Genomic DNA, 26,617 nt, shown 5'->3' with positions numbered 1-26,617 from the left:
GGTTGATCCATCACGGTTGACTCCTGTTTCAACCCGCCCAGCGTCGGCAGTTGCCGGCCTCAAGTCAAGAAGCAGCGAAAAAGCGATTGATACAGTGTGCAACAGAGCGCGCTCCCTCCTCGTCGTCCAGGTGCAAATGATGCCCGCCGGGCAGCCGTGCAACGTCAAACGGCAGGCCGGACAGCAGCTCGTGTTTTTTCGCCAGCATGCCGTCCGACGCAATCACCAATTGTGTCGGACAGCGAATGCCGTGAACGAACGCCATCGCCTGGCGCTCGGTAAACCGTATCGCTGAGGGCAAAGTCAGGCGGCTGTCGCTGCGCCAGGTATAACCGCCCGGCACCGGCATCAAACCCCGTTGAGCGAGCAGTTCGGCCGCCCCACGACTGACCGCCAGCATGCCTTTCATGCGCGCCTGAACGGCGCGCTCCTGATCCCGATAGACCGGTTTTTTCTTGTTCGACAGCGCCAGTTGCGCCTGCAAGGCTGCGCCCATACGCTCGGCGGCAGACTGGGGGTCACCGGTCAGCGGCACAAGCCCGTCAATCAGAGCCAAGCGCGTAACCCGCTCGGGCAGCGAACTTGCGAGCAACACCGCAATGATCGCGCCCAGCGAGTGCCCTAACAAGGCAAAGCGCTGCCAGCCCAGTTGTTCGGCGACCTGCAGGACGTCAAACACATAGTCGGCCAAGGCATAGGCAGCACCCGCCGGGCGATGATCGGAGTGGCCATGCCCGGCCAGATCCAGCGCGACGATCCGCAAACCGTCAAGGTGCGGGGCCAGCCGGGCAAAACTGTTGGCGTTGTCGAGCCAGCCGTGCAGCGCGATGACCGGCTGGCCGTCTTCAGGGCCGAACAGATGGGCCGCCAGCTCTATATGCCCAAGGTTCAAGCGCACTTCCTCGACAGCCAGCCTCATGCGCCCGCCCGTTGCAGCTGTCGCGCATCCCAGCGTGCGAACAGCGATTTGAGTAACTGCGCCGTTTCATCGGGGCGTTCCAGTGGAAACATGTGCCCTCCGGGCATGGACAGGTATTCGCCATCGCGCATACGCCGGGCCAGATAGCCATGATGCGGCATGATGACCCGGCTGTGCTTGCCGCGCACCATCGCCAGCGGCACCTTGAGCTGACGCGACGGCAACGGGCTGGTGTGGGGAATGCTGCGATAGATGCTGATCTCTGTCGCCGGATCGAAGCGCAGACGCAGTTGCTCGCCGTCCTGCTGTAAGCCGTGTTGCAGGTATGCCGTCAGGCAGTCGGGGTCGAACCGGCGAAACAAGGTTTTGCTGGCAAAATAAGTACGGGCCGCATCAAGGTCGGCGAAGGCATCACGACGGCCCAGTGTGCGACCTGCCGGGGTGATGCGGTCAATGAAACCAAGGCGTTTGGCTGCGCGGATGAACAGCTTGTCCGCCAGCCCCAGCACCGGAGAATCAAGCATCACTACCCCACGGTACAGCTCAGGGCAACGCAGCGCGGCATGAAAATGCAGCACTCCGCCAAGCGAGTGCCCCACGCCCCATACCGGACCGGCCTGCTCGCGCAGGTGATGGATCAGCTCATCCACCAGGTTCAACCAGTTGTCATCCACCGGAAAACGCGGGTCGTGAGCATGCAGCTCAAGGTGGGCCACTTGATATTCCGGCGCCAACGCGCAGAACAACTTGCCGTAAGTGGCGGAAGGGAAGCCGTTGGCGTGAGCGAAGAACACCGATTGCGACATGCCACTACTTCCAGAGGCCGTATGAGTCGCAATTGTGCGCAGCCGCCTTGAGCAACGGCAATGACTGGAACTGCCATCACAGGCGGCACTCCGGCCATCGCGTACCGAACCATACATACTCAGCGGGCAGGCGGCTCCTGGCCATGCGGCACGACTGCCACGGTCAGTCGCGAAATGCAGCTCAACTTGCCTTCGTCGTTGCTGATGCGGATGTCCCAGACGTGGGTGGTACGGCCGATATGCACGGGACGCACGACCCCGGTCACGCGCCCGGTACGCACGCCACGCAAATGGTTGGCATTGACCTCGATCCCGACGCAGAAGTGCGTACCCGGATCGACCAGCAGATAGCTGGCCATCGAGCCCAGTGACTCGGCCAGCACCACTGACGCGCCGCCGTGCAGCAGACCGAACGGCTGGTGGGTACGCTGATCGACCACCATACTGGCCGTCATCGAGTCTTCGGTGAACGACTCGAAGCGAATGTCGAGCACTTCGCCAATAGTGTTTTTCTGAGCCGCCATGAGGGCTTCGATGTCGGGAGCCTGACGCCATATGCTCATGTCAAATCCTTTTTAGAGTGGGTTACGCTTGCTTCACAAGCGCGAGGTCGATGTTCGGACAGCCTGTTCAGACGTGTCGAACGCTGTTGAGTGTCAGGGTGCCGGCCGCCACGAATTCGCCTTCCAGCTCGGCCAGGCTGGCAGTGCTCATGGGTTCGGCCTGCTGCGCGCTGCCATGCACCAGCACGCCGATCAGTTCACCCACCAGAGGCTGATGACTGACCAACAGCACGTTGTCGACACCCAGCGTGTCGAGCTGTGCCAGCACCTGACTCGGGCTGCTATCCGGCGTCAGCCAGGGCACTGTCACCACCGGCGCGTCGAAACCCAACGACTGACGCACCAGTTCTGCGGTCTGCTGGGCGCGTACATAGGGGCTGGCGAGAATGCGCTGGAGGGGCTTGCCGGTCAGATGCAGGGCGCTTTTCTGCACTTCCTCGCGGCCATGCGCCGTCAGCTCGCGCTCGGCGTCGCTGCGCGCACGGGACTGGGCTTCGCCATGACGCAACACCCAGACCTTCACAGTCTGGGCTCTTCGTCGCGAACCGGGTGCGGCGCAGGCGCGACGTGATGCGCGGCTTCACCGTTCGGGTCACGGGGTGCAGGCCAGTCGGCAAACGGCCAAGGCTTCTGATCACTGTGAAACGTACCGAAACGGCCAATCTGCGCCAGATACTGGCTCAGGCTATCGCCGAAGTTCATCAGGCTGCCACTCGGCGCGCCGTAGATAAGGCGATACGCCAGTTGCACCAGCACCACGCCCGCCAGCACGATCTGGGCCACGTGCCACACACACAGAAACAGCAGCATCCAAAGGATACGCAGAAGGATCGATTCGTTATCAGCAGTTTTCGACTCGTTCAAAACCTTCTCCCTGATGAAGTTGAATGGAGCAAATTGAATTCAATTGAAGCCGGTAATCGAAATAAAATCGACGTCGGTCTTCGGCTCGGCACGCATCAGCGCCTCGATGACCTGACTGAGCGTACGGCCTTCAAAAAGAATCGCATGCAGTCCCGCGACCAACGGCATGTAGACCTGAACCTCCTGCGCCTTGACCTTGAGCACCTTGAGGGTGTTGACACCCTCAGCCACTTCGCCCAGGCGAGTCACCGCTTCTTCCAGCGAGAGGCCCTGCCCCAAGGCAAAACCGACCTGATAATTACGGCTTTTGGGCGAGGAGCAGGTCACGATCAGATCGCCCACCCCCGCCAGCCCCAGAAAGGTCATCGGATTGGCGCCCTGACTCACAGCAAAACGGGTCATTTCCGCCAGCGCACGGGTAATCAGCATGCTCTTGGTGTTTTCGCCCATGTCCAGCGCCACGGCCATACCGGCAATGATCGCGTAGACGTTCTTCAATGCCCCACCCAGTTCGACGCCAAACCGGTCGTTGCTGGCATAGACCCGGAAGGTTCGCCCGTGCAGGGCAGCCTGAACCTGCTGACACAGGTCTTCATCTTCACTGGCCACCACGGTGGCAGTCAGGGCGTGCTCGGCTATTTCGCGCGCAAGATTGGGCCCGGACAACACGCCGATACGCGCCTGGGGGACAATTTCTTCAAGAATCTGACTCATCAGTTTGAAGCTCTGCGCTTCAATACCTTTGGTCAGGCTCACCAGCATCTTGCCGCTCAGGCGCTCGATATGCGGCGACAGCACGGAACGCAGCGCACTGGAGGGCAAGGCGACGAAGATCAGTTCGCTGACCTCGAGCGCCGCGGTCAGGTCGGTTACCGGCTCGACCTCAGGGCGCACCTTGATGCCTTTGAGGTAACGAGGGTTTTCGCGATTGACGCGAATCGCCTCTGCCTGCTCCGGATCGCGCATCCACTGACGAACCTGATGACCGTTTTCGGCCAGCAGATTTGCAATGGCGGTACCGAAGCTGCCGCCACCAAGAACCGCTACGGGCTGCTGCGTGGTCATAAAACTATCCATCCAGGGCCATCAAATGGCGATGCTGGCATTATACGGAGCGCTGCGCCACGAGCCAGCACCAAAAAGCAGCCAGCAACATGAAGAGAGATGATCTGCCACAAAGATGGCCTTCAAGGGCCGTACGTCTTTACCAGGCAACAAGTTGGCTGGAAAGCCGCGCCATCTCGGTTAACATGCGCGCACTGCACGAATTATCGCCACGACCGGTTTGTTACAGGGCCAGGACGATGCGCGACCACTGAGCGAACAGGCATGGATGCATCAAGCGTAGTTCCGACGTATCGTCCTGCGTGCAAGGCGCGCCGCCGATGAAGTTCCGTCAATGGGATATCAATACCCGCACCCAGATCATCAGCCTCGGCCCTGCCCTGTTGCTGACCGTTATGCTGATCAGCTTCTTTACGTTCGTGCGGATTCAGGACCTGCGTCAGGAGCTCAATCACACCGGGCAGCTCATCGCCAATCAACTCGCCCCGGCGGTCGAACCCGGCGTGACGGCAGGCGACATCGACGGGCTCAAGTCGCTCATGCGCGCAACCCTGTCCATGCCCAGCGTGCGTTATGTAGAAATACAGGACGCCTCCAACACCGTCATGGTCTACATCGACCAGACCCGCGAAAACGAGCATCAGCCCAGGCAGATGGAAATCTTCCAGGCGCCCATCCGTCACCAGCGCGCAGCGGCGCACACCGCTCCCGCAGCACGCAGGGAAACGCAGGACGCCGCGTCGCCCGACTATCTGGGTCGCGTACTGGTGGGCATGTCCAGCGAGGCGTTCAATCGACGCCAGCAGGAGATACTGCTCAAGGCAGGGATTCTGGCGTTGTGCGCCCTGCTGTTCACCTTTCTGCTGGCCCGACGCCTGTCATTGAGCCTGTCCAGACCTATCAGCGAGATGGGTGAAGCCCTCAAGGCCATTCAGCAGGGCGACTACCACACACCCATGCCGGTCAGCGACGATGCCGAGCTGGGAGCGCTGGCTCGGCATATCAATAGCCTGGCGGAGAACCTGCACCGCACCAGCCTTGAACAGCAGCGCTCGGTGGCGCAACTGATCCAGACCCGCGAAGAAGCCGAACGGGCCAACCGCGCCAAGTCGGATTTTCTGGCGATGATGAGTCATGAGCTGCGCACCCCCATGAACGGCGTTCTGGGCATGCTGCAACTCATGGAAACCACGCGCATGACCGATGAGCAGAGCGAGTACGCGACGCTGGCCACCGAGTCCACCGAACATCTGTTGAAGGTCATCAACGACATCCTCGATTTTTCCCGCATCGAGCGCGACGCTTTGCAAATGGAAGGCATCGCGTTCAACCTCGCCGAACTGGTCAGCGTCTCGACCCATGCGTTCAACCACAGTGCACTGCAGCGCAAGCTGTTGCTGGAACTGCACGTCCAGCCGGGCCTGGAGGCAATGACGGTGATCGGCGACCCGACCCGCATCCGTCAGATCCTGGTGAACCTGATCGGCAACGCGCTGAAATTCACTGAGGAAGGCAAGGTCTGCGTCGAAGCCGACTGGTTGATGCTTGACGATGAACAGCTGCGTTTTACCTGCAAGGTGCATGACAGCGGCATTGGCATCGATGCCGAGCGACTGGAGTCCATGTTCGATGCCTTCAAGCAGGCAGACAGTTCGATTTCCAGACGCTATGGCGGCACCGGGCTGGGGTTGCCGATTGCCCGTAAGCTGGCGGAACGCATGGGCGGCACGCTTTACGCAGAAAGCGTGGAAGGTGCGGGATCGGCGTTCACCCTGCAGATCGCTCTGCCGGTTTCGCGCTATGTTTCGGTCGATGTCGTCCCGCCGCCATCTGCACTCTATGCGTATGGCAAGGAGCGCAGCATATTGCTGGTCGAGGACAACCCGGTAAACCGCACCGTGGTGCAGGCCATGTTGCATAATCTGGGCTGCAAAGTGGATGTCGCGGTCGATGGTGTCGACGCCGTCATGAAAGCCGGTGCAGGAAACTACGCGCTGATCCTGATGGATTGCCGACTGCCGGTCATGGACGGTTATGAGGCCACTCGCAAAATCAGGCAACTTTCCGGACTGGAAAGGATCCCAATCATCGCCTTGACTGCCAACGCGCTGCATGGGGATCGGGACGCCTGTTTACAGGCAGGGATGGATGATTATCTGCCGAAGCCGTTCAAACATGCTGATTTGCAGCAGGTTTTGCAGCGCTGGTTATCCTTTCAAGCACCTGCGACTGGCGATAAATGTTAAATTGCGGCAGTCTTGGTTACCCCATCGGCCAGCAAAATCGGCTGGATGACAAAATTCAGTGTACAGGTGTACTTTGATTTCACCTGAGCTGTGACTTTCATTACAACGCAACAGTCTATGAGTAGGCTGCCGGACAGGGTCCTGGCGAATTGGTACGTCAGAACCGGCGTTCGAGCCAGTGGCGCCACAACCTGCCACACAAGATTATTGAGGAGCTCGCATGACCAAACAACACGCCTTTACCCGGGAAGACCTGCTGCGCTGCAGTCGCGGCGAGCTGTTCGGCCCAGGTAATGCGCAACTGCCCGCCCCCAACATGCTGATGGTTGATCGCATCACCCACATCAGCGAAGAAGGCGGCAAGTTCGGCAAAGGTGAATTGGTCGCCGAACTGGATATCAACCCGGACCTGTGGTTCTTTGCCTGCCACTTCGAAGGCGACCCGGTCATGCCCGGCTGCCTGGGCCTGGATGCCATGTGGCAACTGGTCGGTTTCTACCTCGGCTGGCAGGGTAATCCTGGCCGTGGCCGCGCCCTGGGTTCGGGCGAAGTGAAGTTTTTCGGTCAGGTGCTGCCTACTGCCAAAAAAGTCACCTATAACATTCAAATCAAACGCACCATGCGCGGCAAACTGGTCCTGGCAATCGCCGAAGGCACCGTGAGCGTCGATGGTCGCGAAATCTACAGCGCCGAAGGCCTTCGCGTCGGTCTGTTTACTTCCACTGAAAATTTCTAAGGGTACTCGCATGCGCCGCGTCGTTATCACTGGTCTGGGTATTGTTTCCTGCTTGGGCAATGACAAAGAGACCGTCACCGCAAACCTGCGTGCTAACCGCCCTGGCATCCGCTTCAACCCGGAATATGCCGAAATGGGTCTGCGTAGCCAGGTTTCCGGCTCCATCGACCTGAATCTGGAAGAACTGATCGATCGCAAGATCTATCGCTTCGTCGGCCATGCGGCAGCCTATGCCTATCTGGCGATGAAAGATGCCATCACCGACTCCGGCCTGTCCGATGACCAGGTGTCAAACGTTCGTACCGGCCTGATCGCCGGCAGCGGCGGCGCGTCCACCCTCAACCAGATGGAAGCGCTGGACACTCTGCGCGAAAAAGGCGTGAAACGCGTCGGCCCTTACCGTGTCACGCGGACCATGGGCAGCACCGTTTCGGCCTGCCTGGCCACGCCCTTCAAGATCAAGGGCGTGAATTACTCTATCTCGTCTGCCTGCGCCACCAGCGCCCACTGCATCGGCAACGCTGTCGAGCAGATCCAGCTCGGCAAGCAGGACATCGTCTTTGCCGGCGGCGGCGAAGAAGAGCACTGGAGCCAGTCGTTCCTGTTCGACGCGATGGGCGCATTGTCCACCCAGTACAACGAGACACCGGAAAAAGCCTCCCGCGCCTACGACGCCAAGCGTGACGGTTTCGTCATTGCCGGTGGCGGCGGCATGGTGGTAGTCGAGGAGCTGGAACACGCTCTGGCACGTGGCGCGAAGATCTACGCAGAAATCGTGGGCTACGGCGCAACATCCGACGGCTACGACATGGTTGCGCCAAGCGGTGAAGGTGCGATCCGCTGCATGCAGATGGCCCTGGCTGACGTCGACAAGAACGATGTCGACTACATCAACACCCACGGCACCTCGACCCCGGTTGGCGACGCCAAGGAAATGGAAGGCGTGCGAGAAGTGTTCGGCACCAACGCGCCGGCCATCAGCTCTACCAAGAGCCTGTCAGGTCACTCGCTGGGTGCTGCAGGTGTTCACGAAGCGATCTATTGCCTGCTGATGATGGAAAATAACTTCATCGCCGGTTCCGCGAACATCGACGAACTGGACCCGGCCATCGCCGACATGCCGATCCTGCTCAAGACGCGTGAAGACGCCAAGCTCGATCTGGTCATGAGCAACAGCTTCGGTTTCGGCGGCACCAACGCCACGCTGGTACTGAAACGCTGGGCGGGCAAGTAATACTGCTTTTGCCACAAACAAAGAAGGCGCCTTTCGAGGCGCCTTTTTTGTGGTTCGGGCAAAGTAGCTAATGCTCCCAGGTATGCCTGAGGGGAAGATGGATCTTCAGAGCATTTCCCGTTCCTCACGCTCCAGCGTGGGCACGATAGTGTTTTCCAGCACGCCTTAGGGGAAGATAGCTGTTCCTTCAGCCAAACACTTCTTTCAGCAAATCATGCATCGACTTGAACGCGCGGGCCGACACTTTGGCGTCGTACATCATCATGCCTGGCACATTGGCGTGCGGGTCGGTGAATGAGTGGAATGCACCGCCGTGGCTGTGCAGTTGCCAGTCCACGCCAGCGGCGTTCATTTCTTCCTCGAAAGCAGGCAGTTGCTCTTTCGGCACCAACGGGTCAGAAGCGCCGTGCAGGACCAACACTGAGCCCTTGATGTTGCTGGCATCAGCAGGGTTTGGCGTGTCCAGCGTCCCGTGGAACGAGATGGCCGCTTTCAGCTCGGCCCCGGTACGCGCCAGCTCCAGCGAACAGCAGCCGCCGAAGCAGAAACCGAACGTTGCGATTCTGCTCACATCCAGCGACACATCCGCCTGACTCAACAACTGGTCGAGCCCCGCCTGCATGCGCTTGCGCAGCAGGCCACGGTCGTTCTTGAGCGGCGTCATGGCAGCGCCCGCCTCGTCATTGTTACTCGGGCGAAGCTGCTGACCGTAAAGATCCGCCAGCAGCACCACATAGCCCTTCGCAGCCACAGCCCTGGCAATGTCCTCGGCACCCCGACTGACACCCATCCAGTTAGGCGCCATCAAGAGACCGGGCTGCAGGGCGGTAGCGCTGCTGTCATACACCAGTCGGCTTTCATAAGGCTGACCTTCAATCTGATAGACCACAGAACGGATTTCGATAGTGCTGCTCATTACTGACTCCTGGTCATACGCAAGATGAGAGTGGGTGGTTACTGCCCCCAACAAAAAACCCGCCGAAGCGGGTTTCTTGTCAGTCGGCTATCAAACCGACAGTTCTACCAACAGCTTGTTCAACCGGCGCACATAAGCGGCCGGGTCTTTCAGGCTGTCGCCGGCAGCCAGCGCCGCCTGGTCGAACAGGATGTGCGACAGGTCGCCAAAGCGCTCTTCGCTCTGCTCGGCGTCGAGCTTGCCGATCAGCGGGTGAGCCGGGTTGAATTCGAAGATTGGCTTGGAGTCCGGAACCTTCTGCCCGCTGGCTTCCAGAATCTGACGCATCTGCAAGCCCATGTCCTGCTCACCTATGGCCAGAATCGCTGGAGAATCGGTCAGGCGATGGGAGACTCGCACCTCACTCACAGACTCGCCCAGTGCAGCCTTCAGACGTTCGATCAGGCCTTCTTTGTCCTTGGCAATCTCTTCCTGCGCTTTCTTGTCCTCTTCGGAATCAAGGTTGCCCAGATCAAGGTCGCCGCGCGCCACATCGACGAAGTTCTTGCCGTCGAAATCGCTGAGGTAGCTCATCAGCCACTCGTCGATACGGTCGGTCAGCAGCAACACTTCGATGCCCTTCTTGCGGAAGACTTCAAGGTGCGGGCTGTTTCTGACCTGCGCGTAGGATTCGCCAGTAAGGTAGTAGATCTTGTCCTGACCTTCTTTGCCGCGCGCCAGGTAATCGGCCAGAGAAACGCTTTGCTCGCCGCTGTCGTCGGAAGTCGATGCAAAACGTAGCAGACCCGCGATTTTTTCTTTGTTGGCAAAGTCTTCCGCCGGGCCTTCTTTCAGCACCTGACCGAAGTTCTTCCAGAAGCCCTTGTACTGCTCGGGTTCGTTCTTCGCCAGCTTCTCGAGCATGTCCAGCACACGCTTGGTCAGCGCCGATTTCATCGAATCGATGATCGGGTCTTTCTGCAGGATTTCGCGGGACACGTTCAGCGACAGGTCATTGGAATCGACCACGCCCTTGACGAAGCGCATGTACAGCGGCAGGAACGATTCGGCCTGATCCATGACAAACACGCGCTGCACATAGAGCTTCAGGCCGCGCGGTGCTTCGCGCTGATACAGATCGAACGGCGCACGCGCAGGCACGTACAGCAGCGAGGTGTATTCCAGCTTGCCTTCGACCTTGTTATGGCTCCAGCTCAGCGGGTTCTCGTAGTCGTGGGCGACGTGCTTGTAGAACTCCTGATACTCCTCGTCCTTCACCTCGGTGCGAGGGCGTGTCCAGAGTGCGCTGGCGCGGTTGACGGTTTCCCATTCCTGCGCCGGTGCTTCTTCGCCTTCTGCGGCAGGAGCCTGCTCTTTGGGCAGCTCGATCGGCAAGGCGATGTGGTCGGAGTACTTCTTGATGATGTTGCGCAGACGGTAACCGTCCGCGAACTCTTCTTCACCGTTTTTCAGGTGCAGCACGATACGCGTACCGCGCTCGGCCTTGTCGACGTTGGCGACTTCAAACTCGCCTTCGCCTTTGGAGGACCAGTGCACGCCTTCGCTGGAGGGCGAACCGGCGCGACGGCTGAACACTTCGACCTGGTCAGCAACGATGAATGCCGAGTAGAAGCCCACGCCGAACTGACCGATCAGGTGCGAATCCTTCTTCTGATCGCCCGACAGGTTTTTCATGAAATCAGCGGTGCCGGATTTGGCGATGGTCCCCAGGTGGGTGATAACATCTTCACGGCTCATACCGATGCCGTTGTCTTCAAGGGTAACGGTCTTCGCGTCCTTGTCGAAGCTCACGCGGATCTTCAGCTCGGCGCCGCCTTCCAGCAGCTCAGGCCTGGACAACGCTTCAAAACGCAATTTGTCGACCGCGTCAGACGCGTTCGAGATCAATTCGCGAAGGAAAATTTCCTTGTTGGAATACAGCGAATGGATCATGAGGTGCAGCAGCTGCTTTACCTCGGTCTGGAAGCCCAGGGTTTCCTTTTGAGTTTCCACACTCATAATCATCAAACTCCGATCTGGATGGTATAAGCCGTCACAATCAGGCTAAAGCCTCTATGACAGCGGGTAGTCATCAAGGTGGGGGCTGGGTCAGGGATTTCAAGAGCCAATGATGCCCGACGCGTGTTTCATGCTTGGAATGCGACCGGCGAGGCATTGAACGCTGCTCGTTTGAAACCGGCGCAATGGGGTCAACGTCTTCGGTCTGCCCCCACGATGAAACAGGTGTTTCCAATATTGTCGTCACGGTTGGAACTTAACTCTCGGGGGCAGGCTCTTAGGCACGTGAATACTTAATAAGGAGAAACACCCCATGCGTAAATCTTTAGCCTATGCCTTGATGCTTTCTGCCACCCTGGGCCTCGCCGCCTGTGACAAGAAGTCCGAAAACACCCAACAAGATGCCAACAAGGCAGCTCAGCAGTCCCAGGAGTCGATGGAGAAGGCTCAGGACAAAGTGAATGACGCGGCCAAGGAAAGCCAGGAAGCTGCCCAGAAAAACGCGGAAGCTGCTCAGCAGCGCGCCGCTGAAAACGCCAACAAGGCGCCAGAAGCAGCTCCAGCCACCAAGTAAGGCTGGCCTGCTCGCTGAACTGAAAAGGCCCGCTTCGAGCGGGCCTTTTCATTGACTACGATTTACCCGGCAATCAGCCGGCGCAATACCCGAGCACTCAAGCCAGCGCCTCGCTACGCTTGCCCATGACCCGGTCGATCACCACTGCGCCCGCCAGGGTGATGACCGATGGCACCAGCCACGCAAGCCCCTGATCACTCAGCGGCATACTGGTCAGCGCACCCGGCAGGTACTCACCAAAACCTGCCCCCTTGAGCGCGTCGACAAGGCCGAAAACGAACGACACCAGCATGACTGGCGCGACCACCCTGCCCTGACTCTGCCAGAGGCCTTTGCAGAAGCTCAGCGCGACCAGCACGATGCACGGCGGATAGATCGCTGTCAGCACCGGAATCGAAAACTGGATCAGCCTGGTCAGCCCCAGATTGGACACCAGTAACGAAAACACCGCCAAAATGATCACCAGCGTTCGATAGGACAACGGCAGCACCTTGGCGAAGTATTCCGCACAGGCGCAGGTCAGGCCCACCGCCGTGACCAGACAGGCAAGAGAAATCAGCACGGCAAGAAAGCCGCTGCCCAGCGAACCGAAGGTGTGCTGCACGTAGGCATGCAGGACCGCAGCGCCGTTACTCGCGCCTGCTGCGACCGCATGACTGCCGGAGCCCAGACGAAACAGGCTGACATACACCAGCGCCAGCCCGACACCGGCAATCAGCCCGGCGATGATCGCGTAGCGAGTGATCAGACGCGGCGACTCGACACCGCGAGAGCGGATGGCATTGACGATGACAATGCCGAAGACCAGCGCACCCAGCGTGTCCATGGTCAGATAGCCATTGATGAAACCCTGAGAAAACGGCGCGATCGCATAAGCCGGCTCGGCCTCGCCTATGCCGCCTGCTGGCAAGGCGAACGCCGCAACCCCCAACACCGCCAGGGCGAAGATCTTGAGTGGTGCCAGAAAGCGCCCGACCGTATCCAGCAAGCGCCCCGGATACAGCGAGACCCAGAACACCACCAGGAAATACACCAGGCTGTAGAGGAGCAGCGCCATCGGGCTGTCGCCGGTCAGCGGGGCCAGACCGACTTCAAACGAAACGGTGGCTGTGCGCGGGGTCGCGAACAGCGGACCGACCGCCAGATAGCAGACCGCCGCAAGTGCCCCGCCGGCAATCTTGCCGATCGGGCTGCTCAAAGCATCCATCGCGCCGCCAACCTTGGCCAGGGCGATCACGGTGATCACCGGCAGACCGACCGCCGTGACCAGAAAACCGAGCGCCGCCATCCATACATGCGGCCCGGCCTGCAGGCCTACGATGGGCGGAAAGATGATGTTGCCAGCCCCGACAAACAGGGCAAATGTCATAAAACCGAGTGCCAGGATGTCCTGGCCTTTCAAGACTTTCATTACGAGGGACCACACGGATTCGAGATGAGGGATGGGACGTCACCCATTAATGAGGTAGACGCAGCCCGTCGGCGTAAGACGTGGCAGTACCTTGCGAAACACCCCTCGTGAGGGCACCGCAAAAACGGCGGACAGGGTAGCCAACTTCGACCAAAAATGCACTGTCTCAGGGCGTATCACCCGACGACGCACCGTTGAACAGCAGTCGAACAAGCTGCCGGATATTCGGAAATATCCGACAGACCCACCGTTGATTGATCGGTAGATTGACGGTCATCTCTGCTGCCAATGACTGATGTCCATGCCCGAAACGAAAACCCGGTCTGTAGCCCTCACCCCGCCCCTGCACACGCCACGTCTGCTCCTGCTGCCACTGCAACTCGAAGACGCGCCCGCCATGCAGAGCCTGTTCAACCACTGGGAGGTCGTGCGCTACCTGACCCATCACGTGCCCTGGCCCTATCCAGAAGGCGAAGCACTGCGCTACCTGCGCGAAGACGCTCTGCCTGCGATGCAGGACGGGGAAGAATGGCATTGGTCGATTCGTCTGCGCAGCCAACAGGACCGCTTGATCGGCAGTGCCTGCATGATGGACGAGCAGGATAACAACCGTGGCTTCTGGCTTTCACCGGCCTATCAGGGGCTGGGGCTGATGTCAGAGGTCTGCGTGGCGATTGATCGCTTCTGGTTTGAAACACTCAAACGCCCTGTTCTGCGCGTGGCCAAGTGCGCCTTGAATGAAGCGTCCTGCCGCCTGTCGCAGCGCGAAGGCATGCGCCTTGTGACCGTTCAGGAATCGCAGTTTGTCTGCGGCACGACGCAGGAACAGCTATGGGAATTGACGCGGGACGAATGGCGGGCAAATAACGGCGGTTAGCCAAGCTGGCCTGGGTATGACTTTTAACTCGCCCAAACAAAAGCCACCCGAACAGACTGTGTGAAAACCTAGCAATCTGCGCAGCGCTCAAAGAAAATGCTCCGTATCGAAAGATACAGAGCATTTTTCGTTATGGCCTACATCCAAGGTGAGTCCCGCAGCCAGACCAGCCTATTCCCGGTCTCGCTGGAAGAGTTGATCCCCGAGGATCACCTCGTTCGTGTCATTGACCTGTACGTTGCCAAGCTCGATCTGGTGCAACTGGGCTTCGATAAAGCGATTCCAAAAAGCACGGGGCGCCCTGCTTATGATCCCGCCGATCAGCTAAAACTCTACCTCTACGGCTATTTTCAGCGGATTCGCTCATCGCGACGTCTTGAAGCCGAGTGTCAGCGCAACATCGAAGTGATGTGGCTGATCAACCGGCTCAAGCCCGACTTCAAGACCATCGCCGACTTTCGCAAGAACAATAAACCCGCCTTCATCGCGACCTGCCGTGCTTTCGTTCGATTTTGTCGCACAGCAGGCTTGATCGCCGGTGAATTGGTGGCCATCGACGGCAGCAAGTTTCAGGCGGTCGCCTCCTCACGGCGTCATGTGAATTTGAAGCAGCTCAAGCGCCAGGAAGAAAAACTGGATAAGCGCATCGCTCAGTATCTGGCCGAGCTGGATGAGGCCGACAAGGCTGAAACCACAGATTCAATTGATCGCAGCGCAATCAAAGCAGCACTGGCACAGCTTGAGGCTCGACAACAGGATAATCAGAGTTGCCAGGCACTGATGCGTTCGATGGGCATCGAGCAGTTCAACACTCATGAAAGCGATGCCCGAATGATGCGCACGGCCAAAGGGCCACGTGTGGCCTACAACGTGCAAACCGTCGTGGACGCCGAGCATTGCCTGATTTTGCATCATGAGGTCACCCAGGATGGCGATGACCGAAAGCAACTGGAGCCGATGGCCAAGGCCGCCAAAGCAGAGTTACAGCAAGATGAGCTGACGGTCACTGCCGATGCCGGCTACTCCAATGGCAAGCAGTTTCAGGCCTGCGAGGATGCTTCGATTACGGCCTATGTACCGCCCAATCGTTCGAAAAACCCTGGCAGTCAGGAAGAGCAGCTCTTTGAGCGAAAAGACTTTATCTATGAGGCCGGACACGATCGTTTCCAGTGTCCGGCAGGCAAATGGTTAACGCTAAAACAGCACAACAAAGGTGATCGGATCTATCAGGCTGAGGTCGATGACTGCGCCAACTGCGCGCTGAAAACGCAATGCACTCGAGCCCAGCGCCGTTATGTCTCACGACATGCCCATGAAGAGGCTTTCGAGCGGATGGAGCAAAGAATGCAGGCGCATCCTGAGATGATGGCCAACCGAAGATCCATCGTTGAGCACCCCTTCGGCAACCTCAAGCAATGGCTATTTGGTAATGGCCGTTTCTTGCTGCGACAACTGGAGGGGACAAAAGCTGAAATGGCCTTGGCGGTGAATGCTTATAACCTGAAACGAGCGATTAAAGTGCTCGGTGTGCGCCATCTGATGGCTTTGATGGGCTGAGCGGTCATTTTTTCGTCTGCTGCCAATACAAAACAAAACGCCCCGAACAAGTCGGGGCGTTTGCTTGGGCCTTCATCAGTGTGTTTTCACACAGTCTGCGAAGGTGGCTTTTGTCGATTGCTCGAATCAGTAAGCGAAGCTTACTTGGTCGGCCAACCGGTCAGCTCGGCCAAGGCCTTGCCGATGTCTGCCAGGGAGCGCACGGTTTTTACGCCAGCGTCCTGCAGTGCAGCGAATTTCTCGTCTGCAGTACCTTTACCACCCGAGATGATTGCACCGGCATGGCCCATGCGCTTGCCCGGAGGAGCAGTCACACCAGCGATGTAGGAAACAACCGGCTTGGTCACGTGTGCCTTGATGTAGGCAGCCGCTTCTTCTTCAGCCGAACCGCCGATCTCGCCGATCATGACGATCGCCTCGGTCTGCGGGTCTTCCTGGAACAGTTTCAGGATGTCGATGAAGTTCGAGCCAGGGATCGGGTCACCGCCGATGCCGACGCAGGTGGACTGACCGAAACCGGCGTCAGTGGTCTGCTTCACAGCTTCGTAAGTCAGGGTGCCGGAGCGCGACACGATGCCGACTTTGCCTGGCAAGTGAATGTGACCTGGCATGATGCCGATCTTGCACTCGCCCGGAGTGATGACGCCTGGGCAGTTAGGACCGATCAGGATCACACCCAGTTCGTCACACTTGACCTTGGCTTCGAGCATGTCGATGGTCGGGATGCCTTCGGTGATGCAGACGATCAGCTTGATGCCGCCGAACGCTGCTTCAAGGATGGAATCCTTGCAGAAAGGAGCTGGAACGTAGATAACGCTGGCGGTAGCGCCAGTGGTGTCTACCGCTTCTTTCACAGTGTTGAACACTGGCAGGTTCAGGTGCGTAGTGCCACCCTTGCCTGGCGTCACGCCGCCAACCATTTTAGTGCCGTAGGCAATGGCTTGCTCGGAGTGGAAAGTACCTTGCGAACCAGTGAAACCCTGGCAGATAACCTTGGTGTCTTTATTGATCAGGACGCTCATTACTTGCCCTCCGCGGCTTTGACAACTTGTTGAGCAGCGTCGGTCAGGCTGGTCGCAGCGATGATGTTCAAACCGCTTTCTGCCAGTACTTTAGCGCCCAGTTCAGCGTTGTTGCCTTCAAGGCGCACAACAACCGGGATTTTCACGCCGACTTCTTTCACTGCACCGATGATGCCTTCGGCAATCATGTCGCAACGAACGATGCCGCCGAAGATGTTGACCAGTACTGCGGCGACATTGGTGTCGGACAGAATGATCTTGAACGCTTCGGTAACGCGTTCCTTGGTGGCACCGCCGCCAACGTCAAGGAAGTTTGCAGGCTTGCCGCCATGCAGGTTGACGATGTCCATGGTTCCCATGGCCAGGCCAGCACCATTGACCATGCAGCCGATGTTGCCTTCCAGCGCAACGTAGTTCAGTTCGAACTTGGCAGCGTGAGCTTCGCGAGGATCGTCCTGCGAAGGATCGTGGAAGCCCTTCAGCTTAGGCTGACGGTACATGGCGTTGGCGTCGATGTTGATCTTCGCGTCCAGGCAGTGCAGATCGCCGTCGGCCTTGATCACCAACGGGTTCACTTCCAGCAGAGCCAGGTCATGGTCCTGGAACAGTTTGGCCAGACCGGTGAAGATCTTGGCGAACTGAGTGACCTGCTTGCCTTCCAGACCCAGCTGGAAAGCCAGATCGCGACCCTGGAATGGCTGAGCGCCAACCAGTGGATCGATCGTGGCCTTAAGAATCTTTTCAGGAGTGTCGTGAGCAATCTTCTCGATGTCCACACCACCTTCGGTGGAAGCCATGAACACGATACGACGGCTGGAACGATCGACCACAGCGCCCAGATACAGCTCTTTGGCGATGTCGGTGCAGGACTCGACCAGGATCTTGGTCACTGGCTGACCGTTGGCGTCAGTCTGGTAAGTCACCAGGCGCTTGCCCAACCACTGTTGGGCGAACGCTGCAGCGTCTTCCTTGCTACGAACCAGCTTTACGCCGCCCGCTTTACCGCGACCACCTGCGTGAACCTGGGCTTTGACGACCCACTCGGTCCCGCCGATCTTGTCGCAGGCTTCTGCTGCTGCTTCCGGGGTGTCTACCGCGTAACCTTTGGATACTGGCAGGCCGTACTCAGCGAACAGCTGCTTACCCTGATACTCGTGAAGATTCATGCTTATTACCGTCTTCGTTTAGGTACTGCGCATTCGGTGCTGCACGTCAGCGTGCCGCACCACCTGTGACCGCTACTCCGGGTGGACCCCGCAAATGCCGTCGGGCACTCGTGAAGCCGCCTGAGAGGTCGAGTCCGGCGCAGATTCCGCGGTAAGCCCTGCTGGCAAGGCTCACGACGGGCACTGCGTCGTGGTTTCTCTTGTTGTCTTAGCGTTTCTTGCGATTCTGAATGTGGATGGCGCCGCCATTCACAGCCAGTGCAGCTTCATGCAATGCCTCGGACAGAGTCGGGTGCGAGAAGACCATCATGCCGATGTCCTCTGCGCTGCTGCCGAATTCCATCGCGATGGCGCCCTGCTGTACCAGTTCGGCAGCGCTCGGGCCAATAACGTGAACACCCAGAACGCGGTCGGTCTTGGCATCGGCAATGATCTTGACGAAACCACCGGTGTCGTTGGCTGCCATGGCACGGCCGCTGGCTGCGAACGGGAACGTACCGACATTGACTTCAACGCCTTCGGCCTTGAGGGTCTGTTCGGTCTTGCCTACCCACGCGATTTCCGGGTGGGTGTAGATAACCGACGGGATCAGGTTGTAGTTCATCTGGGCCTTGTGACCCTTGATGCGCTCGACAACCATGATGCCCTCTTCCGAGGCCTTGTGCGCCAGCATCAGGCCGCGAACCACGTCACCGATGGCATAGACGCCCGGAACGCTGGTGGTGCAGTAGTCATCGACGTAGATGAAACCGCGCTCGTCGAGGTCGACACCGCTGTCGGAGGCCAACAGGTCGGTGGTCACAGGACGACGTCCGACAGCAACGATCAGACGGTCGAACGTGATCGACTGCTCGCCTGCTGCGTCGGTGTAGCTGACCACCACTTCTTCGCCGTTGACCTTGGAGCCGGTCACGCGAGCGCCCAGTTTGATGTCCAGGCCCTGCTTGGTGAAGGTTTTCAGCGCTTCCTTGGAAACGGCTTCGTCAGCGGCCGGGATGAACTTGTCCAGCGCTTCCAGAACAGTGACCTGAGCGCCGAGGCGAGCCCAGACCGAACCCAGCTCCAGACCGATTACGCCTGCGCCGATAACGCCCAGACGCTGTGGAACCTGTTGAAATTCCAGCGCACCGGTGGAATCAACGATGACTTTCTGATCAACCGGAGCTGGCGGAATGTCGATAGGACGCGAGCCCGAAGCAAGGATCACGTGGTCCGCTTCGATGATTTCAACAGTGCCGTCGGCCGCTGTCAGCTCGACTTTCTTGCCGGCCAGCAATTTGCCGTGGCCTTGCAGGGTGGTCACGCCGTTGGCTTTGAACAGGCTGGCGACGCCGCCGGTCAGGCCTTTGACGATGGTCGACTTGCGACCGATCATGGCGGGCACGTCGATGGCCACTTCAGATGTCGAAATGCCGTGCACTGCGAAACCGTTCTTGGCTTCGTAGAATTTCCAGGAGCTGTCGAGCAGCGCCTTGGATGGAATGCAACCTACGTTCAGGCAGGTACCACCGAGGGCCAGTTTGCCCTCCTTGTCCTGGTATTTCTCGATGCAGGCAGTCTTGAGACCAAGTTGCGCTGCCTTGATGGCGGCAACATAGCCGCCAGGGCCTGCGCCAATCACTACCACGTCGAATTTCTGGGACATAACAAAGAGTTCCTCTTTAGCTGCAAGCTTTTAGCTGCAAGCTGCAAGTCAGTCCGCGTTTCAACGCGAGGCCGACTTGCGACCTATTGATTAGGTAAAACACATCAGCCCCGACTGCACGCCCTTTCGCTTCTGACTTGAAGCTGGAAGCTTGCGACTCGAGGCTGCCTCATCAGATATCCAGCAACAGACGAGCTGGATCTTCCAGCAGGTTCTTGATGGTAACGAGGAAAGTTACTGCTTCTTTACCATCGATCAAACGGTGATCGTAAGACAGCGCCAGATACATCATCGGGCGAATCACAACCTGACCGTTGACTGCCATCGGGCGTTGCAGAATGTTGTGCATTCCCAAAATTGCAGCCTGTGGCGGGTTGACGATCGGCGTCGACATCATCGAACCGAAAGTACCACCGTTGGTGATCGTGAAGGTGCCACCGGTCATCTCATCGATGGACAGCTTACCGTCACGGGCTTTTTTGCCGAAGGTGGCGATGCCGCCTTCGATTTCAGCCAGGCTCATGTGCTCGGCGTTACGCAGAACCGGCACAACCAGGCCGCGATCGCTGGAAACCGCTACACCGACGTCGGCATAACCATGGTAAACGATGTCAGAACCGTCGATCGAAGCGTTGACTGCCGGGAAGCGTTTCAGCGCTTCGGTGGCCGCTTTTACGAAGAAGGACATGAAGCCCAGACGTACGCCATTGTGCGACTTCTCGAACAGGTCCTTGTACTTCGAACGCAGCGCCATGACTTCGGTCATGTCGACTTCGTTGAACGTGGTCAGCATCGCCATGTTCGACTGGGCTTCGACCAGACGCTTGGCAACGGTTGCACGAACGCGGGTCATCGGCACGCGCTTCTCGGTGCGGTCGCCAGCGGCAACGACCGGAGCAGCAGCGGCGACAGGCTTGGCAGCAGGCGCAGCGGCTGGAGCGGATTTCTTCGCTTCAACGGCAGCAACGATGTCTTCCTTGGTGATACGGCCGTCTTTACCGGTGCCCTTGACGCTGGCCAGGTTGATGCCGTTCTCTTCAGCCAGTTGACGCGCAGCAGGCGCGGCAATCGGGTCTTCTTCGCCAGCGGCAGCCGGTGCAGCGGCAGGTGCCGAAGCAGGCGCAGCAGCGGGTGCTGGAGCAGCAGATGCCGTGGCACCGTCATTCAACGTGCCAAGCACTTCATTGGACAGGACGATAGCGCCCTCTTCCTTGGTGATCGCGCCCATCACGCCATCAGCTTCGGCCAGTACTTCCAGGACAACCTTGTCAGTCTCGATGTCAACCAGCATCTCGTCGCGCTTTACCGCATCACCCTCTTTTTTGTACCACTTGGAAATGGTGCCATCGGCAACGGATTCCGGGAAAGAGGGGGCTTTGATATCGATAGCCATTATCTGTAATTCCTTAATTCGGTTTCTAATGCTCGAAGGCGTTAAACAGTGAAGGCATCGCGCAGGAGTTTTTCCTGCTGCTCAGCGTGCATCGAAGCGTAACCACAGGCTGGTGCGGCAGAAGCATCACGACCGGCGTACTCGAGAACGAGTTCGCGTTTGTGGTTGCCCATGCTGCGACGCAAATGGTGTTGGCTGCTGTACCAGGCACCCTGGTTCATCGGCTCTTCCTGACACCAGACCACATGCTGCAGGTTGGTGTACGGCGCGATGGTTTCCATCAGGTCGTCTTCAGGAAACGGGTACAGCTGCTCGAGACGAACGATAGCGATGTCTTCACGACCTTCGGCACGGCGTTTTTCCAGCAGGTCGTAGTAGACCTTGCCGCTGCACAGCACCAGACGCGTGACCTTGGCCGGATCGAGGGTATCGATTTCCGGAATGACGGTCTGGAACGAGCCTTCGGCCAGATCTTCCAGCGTCGAAACAGCCAGCTTGTGACGCAGCAGCGATTTCGGAGTCAGCACGATCAACGGTTTGCGCAGCGGACGGATGACCTGACGACGCAACAGGTGGTAGATCTGCGCCGGAGTCGTCGGTACGCACACCTGAATGTTGTGCTCTGCGCACAATTGCAGGTAGCGCTCAAGACGTGCCGAAGAGTGCTCCGGCCCTTGGCCTTCGTAGCCGTGAGGCAACAGCATGGTCAGACCGCACAGACGGCCCCACTTGTGTTCACCACTGGTGATGAACTGGTCGACAACCACTTGGGCGCCGTTGGCAAAGTCGCCGAACTGCGCTTCCCAGATAACCAGTGCATCCGGCTGGGTAGTCGAGTAACCGTATTCAAATGCCAGCACGGCCTCTTCCGACAGGAACGAGTCGTACAGGTCGAAACGCGGCTGACCGGCGTACAGATTCTGTAGCGGAATGTAAGTCCCGGCGTCTTTCTGGTTGTGCAGCACAGCGTGACGGTGCGAGAACGTACCGCGACCGATGTCCTGGCCTGTCATGCGGATCGGGTGGCCTTCGAACGCCAGCGTGGCGTATGCCATGGTTTCGGCGTAGCCCCAGTTGATCGGCAAGCCACCGGCCTGCATCTTCTGGCGATCTTCGTAGATCTTCTGCACCTGACGCTGCACGACGAAGCCTTCTGGCAACTCCATCAGCTTGGCGGACAGTTCCTGCAGGGTCTTGAGATCGAATCGGGTGTCGTGACGCGCAGTCCAGGCATGGCCCAGATACGGACGCCAGTCGACGAACAATTCCTTGTTCGGCTCCTTGACCAGGCTTTTCACCACGTGCAGGCCGTTGTCCAGCGCGCTGCGGTAGTCATCGACCTTGGCCTGAACGCGGGCTTCATCGAGGACGCCGGTCTTGATCAGATGCTCGGCGTACAGCTCACGGGTGGTGCGCTGCTTGGTGATCTGCTGATACATCAGAGGCTGGGTGCCGCTGGGCTCGTCAGCTTCGTTGTGACCGCGACGGCGGTAGCAGACCAGATCGATGACGATGTCCCGCTTGAACTGCATGCGGTAGTCGATCGCCAACTGGGTGACGAACATCACGGCTTCCGGATCATCACCATTTACATGGAGGATCGGCGCCTGAATCATCTTGGCAACGTCGGTGGCGTACTCGGTGGAACGCGAGTCCAGCGGGTTGCTGATGGTGAAACCGACCTGGTTGTTGATAACGATGTGGATCGTGCCGCCCGTCTTGAAGCCGCGAGTCTGCGACATCTGGAAGGTTTCCATGACCACGCCCTGACCGGCAAAAGCCGCATCGCCGTGGAGGGAAATCGGCAGAACCTTGTCACCGTTCGGATCGTTGCGACGATCCTGACGCGCGCGCACTGAACCCTCGACCACCGGAGAAACGATCTCCAGGTGAGACGGGTTGAATGCCATGGCCAGGTGAACTTCACCGCCTGCGGTCATGACGTTGGAAGAGAAGCCCTGGTGGTATTTGACGTCACCGGAACCCAGTTCCACTTTTTTCTTGCCTTCGAACTCGTCGAACAGGTCGCGCGGGTTCTTGCCGAAGGTGTTGACCAGTACGTTCAGACGACCACGGTGGGCCATGCCGATCACGACTTCCTTGGTGCCATAGGACCCGGAACGCTGAATCAGCTCGTCGAGCATCGGAATCAGACTTTCGCCGCCTTCCAGACCGAAACGCTTGGTGCCTGGGTATTTGGTGCCCAGGTATTTCTCGAGACCTTCCGCCGCAGTGACACGCTCAAGCAAGTGGCTCTGGATGTCAGCCGAAAACGCCGGACGACCACGAACACTTTCGAGACGCTGCATGAACCAGTTGCGCTGCTCGGAATCCACGATGTGGGTGAACTCGGAGCCTATGGTGCGACAATATGTCTGCTGCAACGCTTCGTGAATTTCGCGTAGGCTCGCTTCCTCTTTGCCGATGAACAAGTCGCCAGCGCGGAAAGTCGTGTCCAGATCGGCATTGGTCAAGCCGTAGTGATTGATCGACAGATCTGCGGGTGCAGGACGCTGCCAAAGGCCCAGCGGATCGAGCTGAGCAGCCTGATGGCCACGCATCCGATACGCCTGGATCAGTCGCAGCACTTCAACCTGCTTCTTTTCGTGCTCGCTGCTCACACTGCCGGCGGACACCGGTTGAGCGCGGCGCTGGTTTTTAGCCAGCAACACGAAATGATCGCGAATAGTCGAATGCGATACATCAGTGGCAGAGCTGCCGTCTGCTGGCAACTTCTGAAAGTAGGTGCGCCATTCTTCTGGCACAGCGTTAGGGTCGTGCAGGTAGAGCTCATAGAGCTCTTCCACATAGGCAGCGTTACCACCGGATAGGTGGGCACTGTTCCACATGCGCTGCATCACGCTTTCTTGCATGCTTGGTCACCCTCGGTAAGGGGACACCACCGGCGAAGACACCAGAGCAATCCTGAAATAGTCGTGTGCAGCGACTGTATCAAGTCACCAGGGATCACGCAGATAGTCCGGGTACCAGCCCGGATGCCCCTGCTGGTCTCATTTCTTCAAAATAAGAGCGGCAGCTTTGCGAGCTACTGCTCAGGTTAAAACTACGGCGCCGGTTGAAGCCTGCGCCGCAGCCACTTCTGTGCAACGGTGTAACAGATAAAGCGATGAATCAGATGCCGCTTTGCAACAACATGTTGCGCACGTGACCGATAGCCTTGGTTGGGTTCAGGCCCTTCGGACATACGTTGACGCAGTTCATGATGCCGCGGCAGCGGAATACGCTGAACGGGTCATCAAGCGAAGCCAGACGCTCGTTGGTGCGGGTGTCACGGCTGTCAGCCAGGAAACGATAGGCTTGCAGCAGTGCAGCTGGACCGAGGAACTTGTCGGGGTTCCACCAGAAGGACGGGCAGGAGGTCGAGCAGCAAGCGCACAAAATGCACTCGTACAGACCATCGAGCTTTTCGCGCTCTTCTGGCGTTTGCAGACGTTCGATGGCCGGAGCCGGCGTGTCGTTCTGCAGGAATGGCTTCACCTTCTCGTATTGCTTGTAGAAGATGCTCATATCGACGACCAGGTCACGAATAACCGGCAAACCTGGCAGAGGACGGACAACCAGCTTGTTCTTGGCGACAACCGCAGACAGCGGCGTGATGCACGCCAGGCCGTTCTTGCCATTGATGTTCATGCCATCGGAGCCGCACACGCCTTCACGGCACGAACGACGGTACGAAAAGCCTTCGTCCTGTTCTTTGACCAGCGCCAGCACGTCCAGCACCATCAGGTCCTTGCCACCGGTATCGACCTGAAACTCCTGCATGAACGGAGCAGCGTCCTGATCAGGGTTGTAACGATAAACACTGACTTGCAACATATCGGTCACCCCTTAATAAGTCCGAATCTTGGGTTCAAACGTCGGGACAGTCTTCGGTGAGAAGTTCACGGCACGCTTGGTCACGCGCTTGTCACCCGGGAAATACAGGGTGTGGCACAACCAGTTCTCGTCATCGCGATCTTCGAAGTCTTCACGGGCGTGAGCGCCGCGGGACTCTTTACGATGCTCTGCGGCGATCGCCGTGGCTTCGGCAACTTCCAGCAGGTTTTGCAGTTCAAGCGCTTCGATACGGGCAGTGTTGAAAGCCTGGCTCTTGTCGTTGATCTTGACGTTGGCGATACGAACGCGCAGGTCAGCCAGTTGGGCAATACCCTTCTGCATGTATTCGCCGGTACGGAACACACCGAAATAGTTCTGCATGCAGCTTTGCAGCTCTTTACGCAGCGTGGCGACGTCTTCGCCGGTGGTGCGCTCGTTCAGGCCGGCAAGGCGTGCGAGAGCAGCATCGATGTCGGACTCGGAAGCGCGGGTGTAGTCGATACCCTCGCTCAGCGCCTTCTCCAGATGGATACCCGCAGCACGACCGAACACCACCAGGTCGAGCAGCGAGTTGCCGCCCAGACGGTTGGCACCGTGCACCGATACGCAAGCCACTTCGCCCACCGCAAACAGACCCGGGATGATGTGATCGACGCCATCAGCGTCCTGAGTGATCGCCTGACCATGAATGTTGGTGGCAACGCCGCCCATCATGTAGTGGCAGGTTGGAACTACCGGAATCGGCGCTGTTGCAGGGTCTACGTGGGCAAACGTCTTGGACAGCTCCATGATGCCTGGCAGGCGGCTGTGCAACACTTCTTCACCCAGGTGATCGAGCTTGAGCATTACATGGTCGCCATCCGGACCACAGCCGTTACCGGCAATGATTTCCTTGACCATGGAACGCGCGACCACGTCACGACCGGCAAGGTCCTTGGCGTTCGGAGCATAACGCTCCATGAAACGCTCGCCGTGCTTGTTGATCAGGTAACCGCCTTCACCACGGCAGCCTTCGGTAACCAGTACACCTGCGCCGGCAATGCCGGTCGGGTGGAACTGCCACATCTCGATGTCCTGAACCGGGACACCGGCACGCAGTGCCATGCCGATACCGTCACCGGTATTGATCAGGGCGTTGGTGGTGGACGAGTAGATACGCCCTGCACCGCCGGTTGCCAGCACGGTGGCGTTGGCACGGATGTAAGAGGTTTCGCCGGTTTCAATGCAGATGGCGATGATGCCGACAAAGGCGCCATCCTGATTCTTGACCAGATCCACACCGTAGTATTCGTTGAGGAATACGGTGCCGGCCTTGAGGTTGGCCTGATACAGGGTATGCAGCAGTGCGTGACCGGTACGGTCGGCAGCAGCACAGGTACGTGCAGCCTGACCACCCTTGCCGAAGTCCTTGGACTGACCACCGAACGGACGCTGATAGATGCGACCCTGCTCGGTACGAGAGAACGGCAGACCCATGTGCTCGAGTTCGAAAACGGCTTCCGGGCCTACGGAACACATGTATTCGATAGCGTCCTGGTCGCCGATGTAGTCGGAACCCTTGACGGTATCGTACATGTGCCAGCGCCAGTCATCGTTAGGATCGGCAGAGGCGATTGCGCAGGTGATGCCACCCTGTGCGGAAACGGTGTGCGAGCGGGTCGGGAACACCTTGGTGACCACGGCAGTCTTGTGACCGCCCTGGGCGAGCTGCAGGGCAGCGCGCATGCCGGCACCGCCACCACCAATGATGATGGCGTCGAAGGAAAGCGAGTTTATATTAGCCATGAA

Annotated in this window: 22 protein-coding genes; 6 read left to right on the top strand and 16 right to left on the bottom strand. The window is 58.6% G+C overall.

Going from position 1 to position 26,617, the window contains the following annotated elements:
- Window positions 1–64: 64 nt before the first annotated feature.
- From PSPTO_RS11520 to PSPTO_RS11495, 6 genes are all read right to left on the bottom strand, one after another.
- Window positions 65–919, bottom strand: coding sequence for an alpha/beta hydrolase (locus PSPTO_RS11520; protein ID WP_005765844.1), 855 nt, complete (start codon window positions 917–919; stop codon window positions 65–67).
- Window positions 916–1,725, bottom strand: a complete 810-nt coding sequence (locus tag PSPTO_RS11515; RefSeq protein WP_011103894.1) for an alpha/beta fold hydrolase — start codon at window positions 1,723–1,725, stop codon at window positions 916–918. Before PSPTO_RS11515 ends, PSPTO_RS11520 begins: the two co-directional genes overlap by 4 nt.
- Before the next feature lie 119 nt (window positions 1,726–1,844).
- Window positions 1,845–2,288: a hotdog fold thioesterase gene (locus tag PSPTO_RS11510; RefSeq protein ID WP_005618719.1), complete on the bottom strand. Its 444-nt coding sequence runs from the start codon at window positions 2,286–2,288 to the stop codon at window positions 1,845–1,847.
- 67 nt (window positions 2,289–2,355) lie between these two features.
- Window positions 2,356–2,811: a phosphohistidine phosphatase SixA gene (sixA, locus tag PSPTO_RS11505; protein WP_005769602.1), complete on the bottom strand. Its 456-nt coding sequence runs from the start codon at window positions 2,809–2,811 to the stop codon at window positions 2,356–2,358.
- Window positions 2,808–3,098 (bottom strand): DUF4389 domain-containing protein, encoded by a 291-nt coding sequence (locus PSPTO_RS11500; protein ID WP_230692374.1) that lies wholly within the window; start codon window positions 3,096–3,098, stop codon window positions 2,808–2,810. Before PSPTO_RS11500 ends, sixA begins: the two co-directional genes overlap by 4 nt.
- A gap of 93 nt (window positions 3,099–3,191) precedes the next feature.
- Window positions 3,192–4,217, bottom strand: a complete 1,026-nt coding sequence (locus tag PSPTO_RS11495) for an NAD(P)H-dependent glycerol-3-phosphate dehydrogenase (RefSeq protein WP_005769608.1) — start codon at window positions 4,215–4,217, stop codon at window positions 3,192–3,194.
- A gap of 320 nt (window positions 4,218–4,537) precedes the next feature.
- Between PSPTO_RS11495 and PSPTO_RS11490 the strand changes: the two genes are divergently transcribed.
- The 3 genes from PSPTO_RS11490 (at window position 4,538) to fabB (ending at window position 8,433) form a co-directional block, all read left to right on the top strand.
- Window positions 4,538–6,463 (top strand): response regulator, encoded by a 1,926-nt coding sequence (locus tag PSPTO_RS11490; protein ID WP_005769610.1) that lies wholly within the window; start codon window positions 4,538–4,540, stop codon window positions 6,461–6,463.
- Between the two features lie 220 nt (window positions 6,464–6,683).
- Entirely contained in the window at window positions 6,684–7,199 is a 516-nt protein-coding gene (fabA, locus tag PSPTO_RS11485) for a 3-hydroxyacyl-[acyl-carrier-protein] dehydratase FabA (protein ID WP_003379759.1), read from the top strand.
- Window positions 7,200–7,209: 10 nt separating this feature from the next.
- A complete protein-coding gene (gene fabB, locus PSPTO_RS11480; RefSeq protein WP_005769613.1) occupies window positions 7,210–8,433 on the top strand; it encodes a beta-ketoacyl-ACP synthase I in 1,224 nt (407 codons plus the stop codon).
- 187 nt (window positions 8,434–8,620) lie between these two features.
- On the opposite strand, the gene PSPTO_RS11475 is transcribed toward fabB, so the two are convergent.
- Window positions 8,621–9,349 carry a dienelactone hydrolase family protein gene (locus PSPTO_RS11475; protein WP_005769615.1) on the bottom strand — a complete coding sequence of 243 codons (729 nt, stop codon included), beginning with the start codon at window positions 9,347–9,349 and terminating at the stop codon, window positions 8,621–8,623.
- 90 nt (window positions 9,350–9,439) lie between these two features.
- Window positions 9,440–11,347 carry a molecular chaperone HtpG gene (gene htpG / locus PSPTO_RS11470; RefSeq protein ID WP_005769616.1) on the bottom strand — a complete coding sequence of 636 codons (1,908 nt, stop codon included), beginning with the start codon at window positions 11,345–11,347 and terminating at the stop codon, window positions 9,440–9,442.
- 313 nt (window positions 11,348–11,660) lie between these two features.
- On the opposite strand from htpG, the gene PSPTO_RS11465 reads away from it, so the two are divergent.
- Window positions 11,661–11,921: a lipoprotein gene (locus PSPTO_RS11465; protein ID WP_005738079.1), complete on the top strand. Its 261-nt coding sequence runs from the start codon at window positions 11,661–11,663 to the stop codon at window positions 11,919–11,921.
- Between the two features lie 97 nt (window positions 11,922–12,018).
- Here PSPTO_RS11465 and brnQ read toward each other — a convergent pair whose 3' ends face one another.
- Complete coding sequence (gene brnQ, locus PSPTO_RS11460; protein WP_005769618.1) at window positions 12,019–13,332, bottom strand: branched-chain amino acid transport system II carrier protein; 1,314 nt, start codon at window positions 13,330–13,332, stop codon at window positions 12,019–12,021.
- Between the two features lie 301 nt (window positions 13,333–13,633).
- Here brnQ and PSPTO_RS11455 point away from each other — a divergent pair, with 301 nt between their 5' ends.
- Together PSPTO_RS11455 and PSPTO_RS11450 are read left to right on the top strand one after the other, a co-directional pair.
- Window positions 13,634–14,209 (top strand): GNAT family N-acetyltransferase, encoded by a 576-nt coding sequence (locus PSPTO_RS11455; RefSeq protein WP_005769620.1) that lies wholly within the window; start codon window positions 13,634–13,636, stop codon window positions 14,207–14,209.
- A gap of 132 nt (window positions 14,210–14,341) precedes the next feature.
- Window positions 14,342–15,766, top strand: coding sequence for an IS1182-like element ISPsy6 family transposase (locus PSPTO_RS11450; RefSeq protein ID WP_003408269.1), 1,425 nt, complete (start codon window positions 14,342–14,344; stop codon window positions 15,764–15,766).
- Window positions 15,767–15,906: 140 nt separating this feature from the next.
- On the opposite strand, the gene sucD is transcribed toward PSPTO_RS11450, so the two are convergent.
- The 7 genes from sucD to sdhA all read right to left on the bottom strand — a co-directional run bounded on the left by sucD (window position 15,907) and on the right by sdhA (window position 26,614).
- Window positions 15,907–16,788 (bottom strand): succinate--CoA ligase subunit alpha, encoded by an 882-nt coding sequence (gene sucD / locus PSPTO_RS11445; protein WP_005617294.1) that lies wholly within the window; start codon window positions 16,786–16,788, stop codon window positions 15,907–15,909.
- A complete protein-coding gene (sucC, locus tag PSPTO_RS11440; protein ID WP_002552981.1) occupies window positions 16,788–17,954 on the bottom strand; it encodes an ADP-forming succinate--CoA ligase subunit beta in 1,167 nt (388 codons plus the stop codon). Before sucC ends, sucD begins: the two co-directional genes overlap by 1 nt.
- Window positions 17,955–18,162: 208 nt before the next feature.
- On the bottom strand, window positions 18,163–19,599 hold the full coding sequence (gene lpdA / locus PSPTO_RS11435) for a dihydrolipoyl dehydrogenase (protein WP_003382001.1): 1,437 nt from the start codon (window positions 19,597–19,599) through the stop codon (window positions 18,163–18,165).
- A 172-nt stretch (window positions 19,600–19,771) separates the two neighbouring features.
- On the bottom strand, window positions 19,772–20,992 hold the full coding sequence (gene odhB / locus PSPTO_RS11430) for a 2-oxoglutarate dehydrogenase complex dihydrolipoyllysine-residue succinyltransferase (RefSeq protein ID WP_005769624.1): 1,221 nt from the start codon (window positions 20,990–20,992) through the stop codon (window positions 19,772–19,774).
- 41 nt (window positions 20,993–21,033) lie between these two features.
- Window positions 21,034–23,865, bottom strand: coding sequence for a 2-oxoglutarate dehydrogenase E1 component (locus PSPTO_RS11425; RefSeq protein ID WP_005769626.1), 2,832 nt, complete (start codon window positions 23,863–23,865; stop codon window positions 21,034–21,036).
- Between the two features lie 259 nt (window positions 23,866–24,124).
- On the bottom strand, window positions 24,125–24,829 hold the full coding sequence (locus PSPTO_RS11420) for a succinate dehydrogenase iron-sulfur subunit (protein WP_003382004.1): 705 nt from the start codon (window positions 24,827–24,829) through the stop codon (window positions 24,125–24,127).
- A gap of 12 nt (window positions 24,830–24,841) precedes the next feature.
- Window positions 24,842–26,614 (bottom strand): succinate dehydrogenase flavoprotein subunit, encoded by a 1,773-nt coding sequence (sdhA, locus tag PSPTO_RS11415; RefSeq protein WP_005769628.1) that lies wholly within the window; start codon window positions 26,612–26,614, stop codon window positions 24,842–24,844.
- Window positions 26,615–26,617 lie beyond the last annotated feature (3 nt).

Origin of the sequence: Pseudomonas syringae pv. tomato str. DC3000, from assembly GCF_000007805.1 — a bacterium.
GTDB classification, from domain to species: domain Bacteria; phylum Pseudomonadota; class Gammaproteobacteria; order Pseudomonadales; family Pseudomonadaceae; genus Aquipseudomonas; species Aquipseudomonas avellanae.
The sequence above is the reverse complement of the archived record's forward strand: the minus strand, read 5'-3'. Positions and strand labels throughout refer to the sequence as shown.

What these genes read in the sequence shown, in the direction of transcription:
- PSPTO_RS11520 (WP_005765844.1), bottom strand. Translation starts at nt 919, where the DNA reads ATGAGGCTGGCTGTCGAGGAAGTGCGCTTGAACCTTGGGCATATAGAG.
- PSPTO_RS11515 (WP_011103894.1), bottom strand. Translation starts at nt 1,725, where the DNA reads ATGTCGCAATCGGTGTTCTTCGCTCACGCCAACGGCTTCCCTTCCGCC.
- PSPTO_RS11510 (WP_005618719.1), bottom strand. Translation starts at nt 2,288, where the DNA reads ATGAGCATATGGCGTCAGGCTCCCGACATCGAAGCCCTCATGGCGGCT.
- PSPTO_RS11500 (WP_230692374.1), bottom strand. Translation starts at nt 3,098, where the DNA reads ATGCTGCTGTTTCTGTGTGTGTGGCACGTGGCCCAGATCGTGCTGGCG.
- PSPTO_RS11495 (WP_005769608.1), bottom strand. Translation starts at nt 4,217, where the DNA reads ATGACCACGCAGCAGCCCGTAGCGGTTCTTGGTGGCGGCAGCTTCGGT.
- PSPTO_RS11490 (WP_005769610.1), top strand. Translation starts at nt 4,538, where the DNA reads ATGAAGTTCCGTCAATGGGATATCAATACCCGCACCCAGATCATCAGC.
- fabA (WP_003379759.1), top strand. Translation starts at nt 6,684, where the DNA reads ATGACCAAACAACACGCCTTTACCCGGGAAGACCTGCTGCGCTGCAGT.
- fabB (WP_005769613.1), top strand. Translation starts at nt 7,210, where the DNA reads ATGCGCCGCGTCGTTATCACTGGTCTGGGTATTGTTTCCTGCTTGGGC.
- PSPTO_RS11475 (WP_005769615.1), bottom strand. Translation starts at nt 9,349, where the DNA reads ATGAGCAGCACTATCGAAATCCGTTCTGTGGTCTATCAGATTGAAGGT.
- htpG (WP_005769616.1), bottom strand. Translation starts at nt 11,347, where the DNA reads ATGAGTGTGGAAACTCAAAAGGAAACCCTGGGCTTCCAGACCGAGGTA.
- PSPTO_RS11465 (WP_005738079.1), top strand. Translation starts at nt 11,661, where the DNA reads ATGCGTAAATCTTTAGCCTATGCCTTGATGCTTTCTGCCACCCTGGGC.
- brnQ (WP_005769618.1), bottom strand. Translation starts at nt 13,332, where the DNA reads ATGAAAGTCTTGAAAGGCCAGGACATCCTGGCACTCGGTTTTATGACA.
- PSPTO_RS11455 (WP_005769620.1), top strand. Translation starts at nt 13,634, where the DNA reads ATGCCCGAAACGAAAACCCGGTCTGTAGCCCTCACCCCGCCCCTGCAC.
- PSPTO_RS11450 (WP_003408269.1), top strand. Translation starts at nt 14,342, where the DNA reads ATGGCCTACATCCAAGGTGAGTCCCGCAGCCAGACCAGCCTATTCCCG.
- sucD (WP_005617294.1), bottom strand. Translation starts at nt 16,788, where the DNA reads ATGAGCGTCCTGATCAATAAAGACACCAAGGTTATCTGCCAGGGTTTC.
- sucC (WP_002552981.1), bottom strand. Translation starts at nt 17,954, where the DNA reads ATGAATCTTCACGAGTATCAGGGTAAGCAGCTGTTCGCTGAGTACGGC.
- lpdA (WP_003382001.1), bottom strand. Translation starts at nt 19,599, where the DNA reads ATGTCCCAGAAATTCGACGTGGTAGTGATTGGCGCAGGCCCTGGCGGC.
- odhB (WP_005769624.1), bottom strand. Translation starts at nt 20,992, where the DNA reads ATGGCTATCGATATCAAAGCCCCCTCTTTCCCGGAATCCGTTGCCGAT.
- PSPTO_RS11425 (WP_005769626.1), bottom strand. Translation starts at nt 23,865, where the DNA reads ATGCAAGAAAGCGTGATGCAGCGCATGTGGAACAGTGCCCACCTATCC.
- PSPTO_RS11420 (WP_003382004.1), bottom strand. Translation starts at nt 24,829, where the DNA reads ATGTTGCAAGTCAGTGTTTATCGTTACAACCCTGATCAGGACGCTGCT.
- sdhA (WP_005769628.1), bottom strand. Translation starts at nt 26,614, where the DNA reads ATGGCTAATATAAACTCGCTTTCCTTCGACGCCATCATCATTGGTGGT.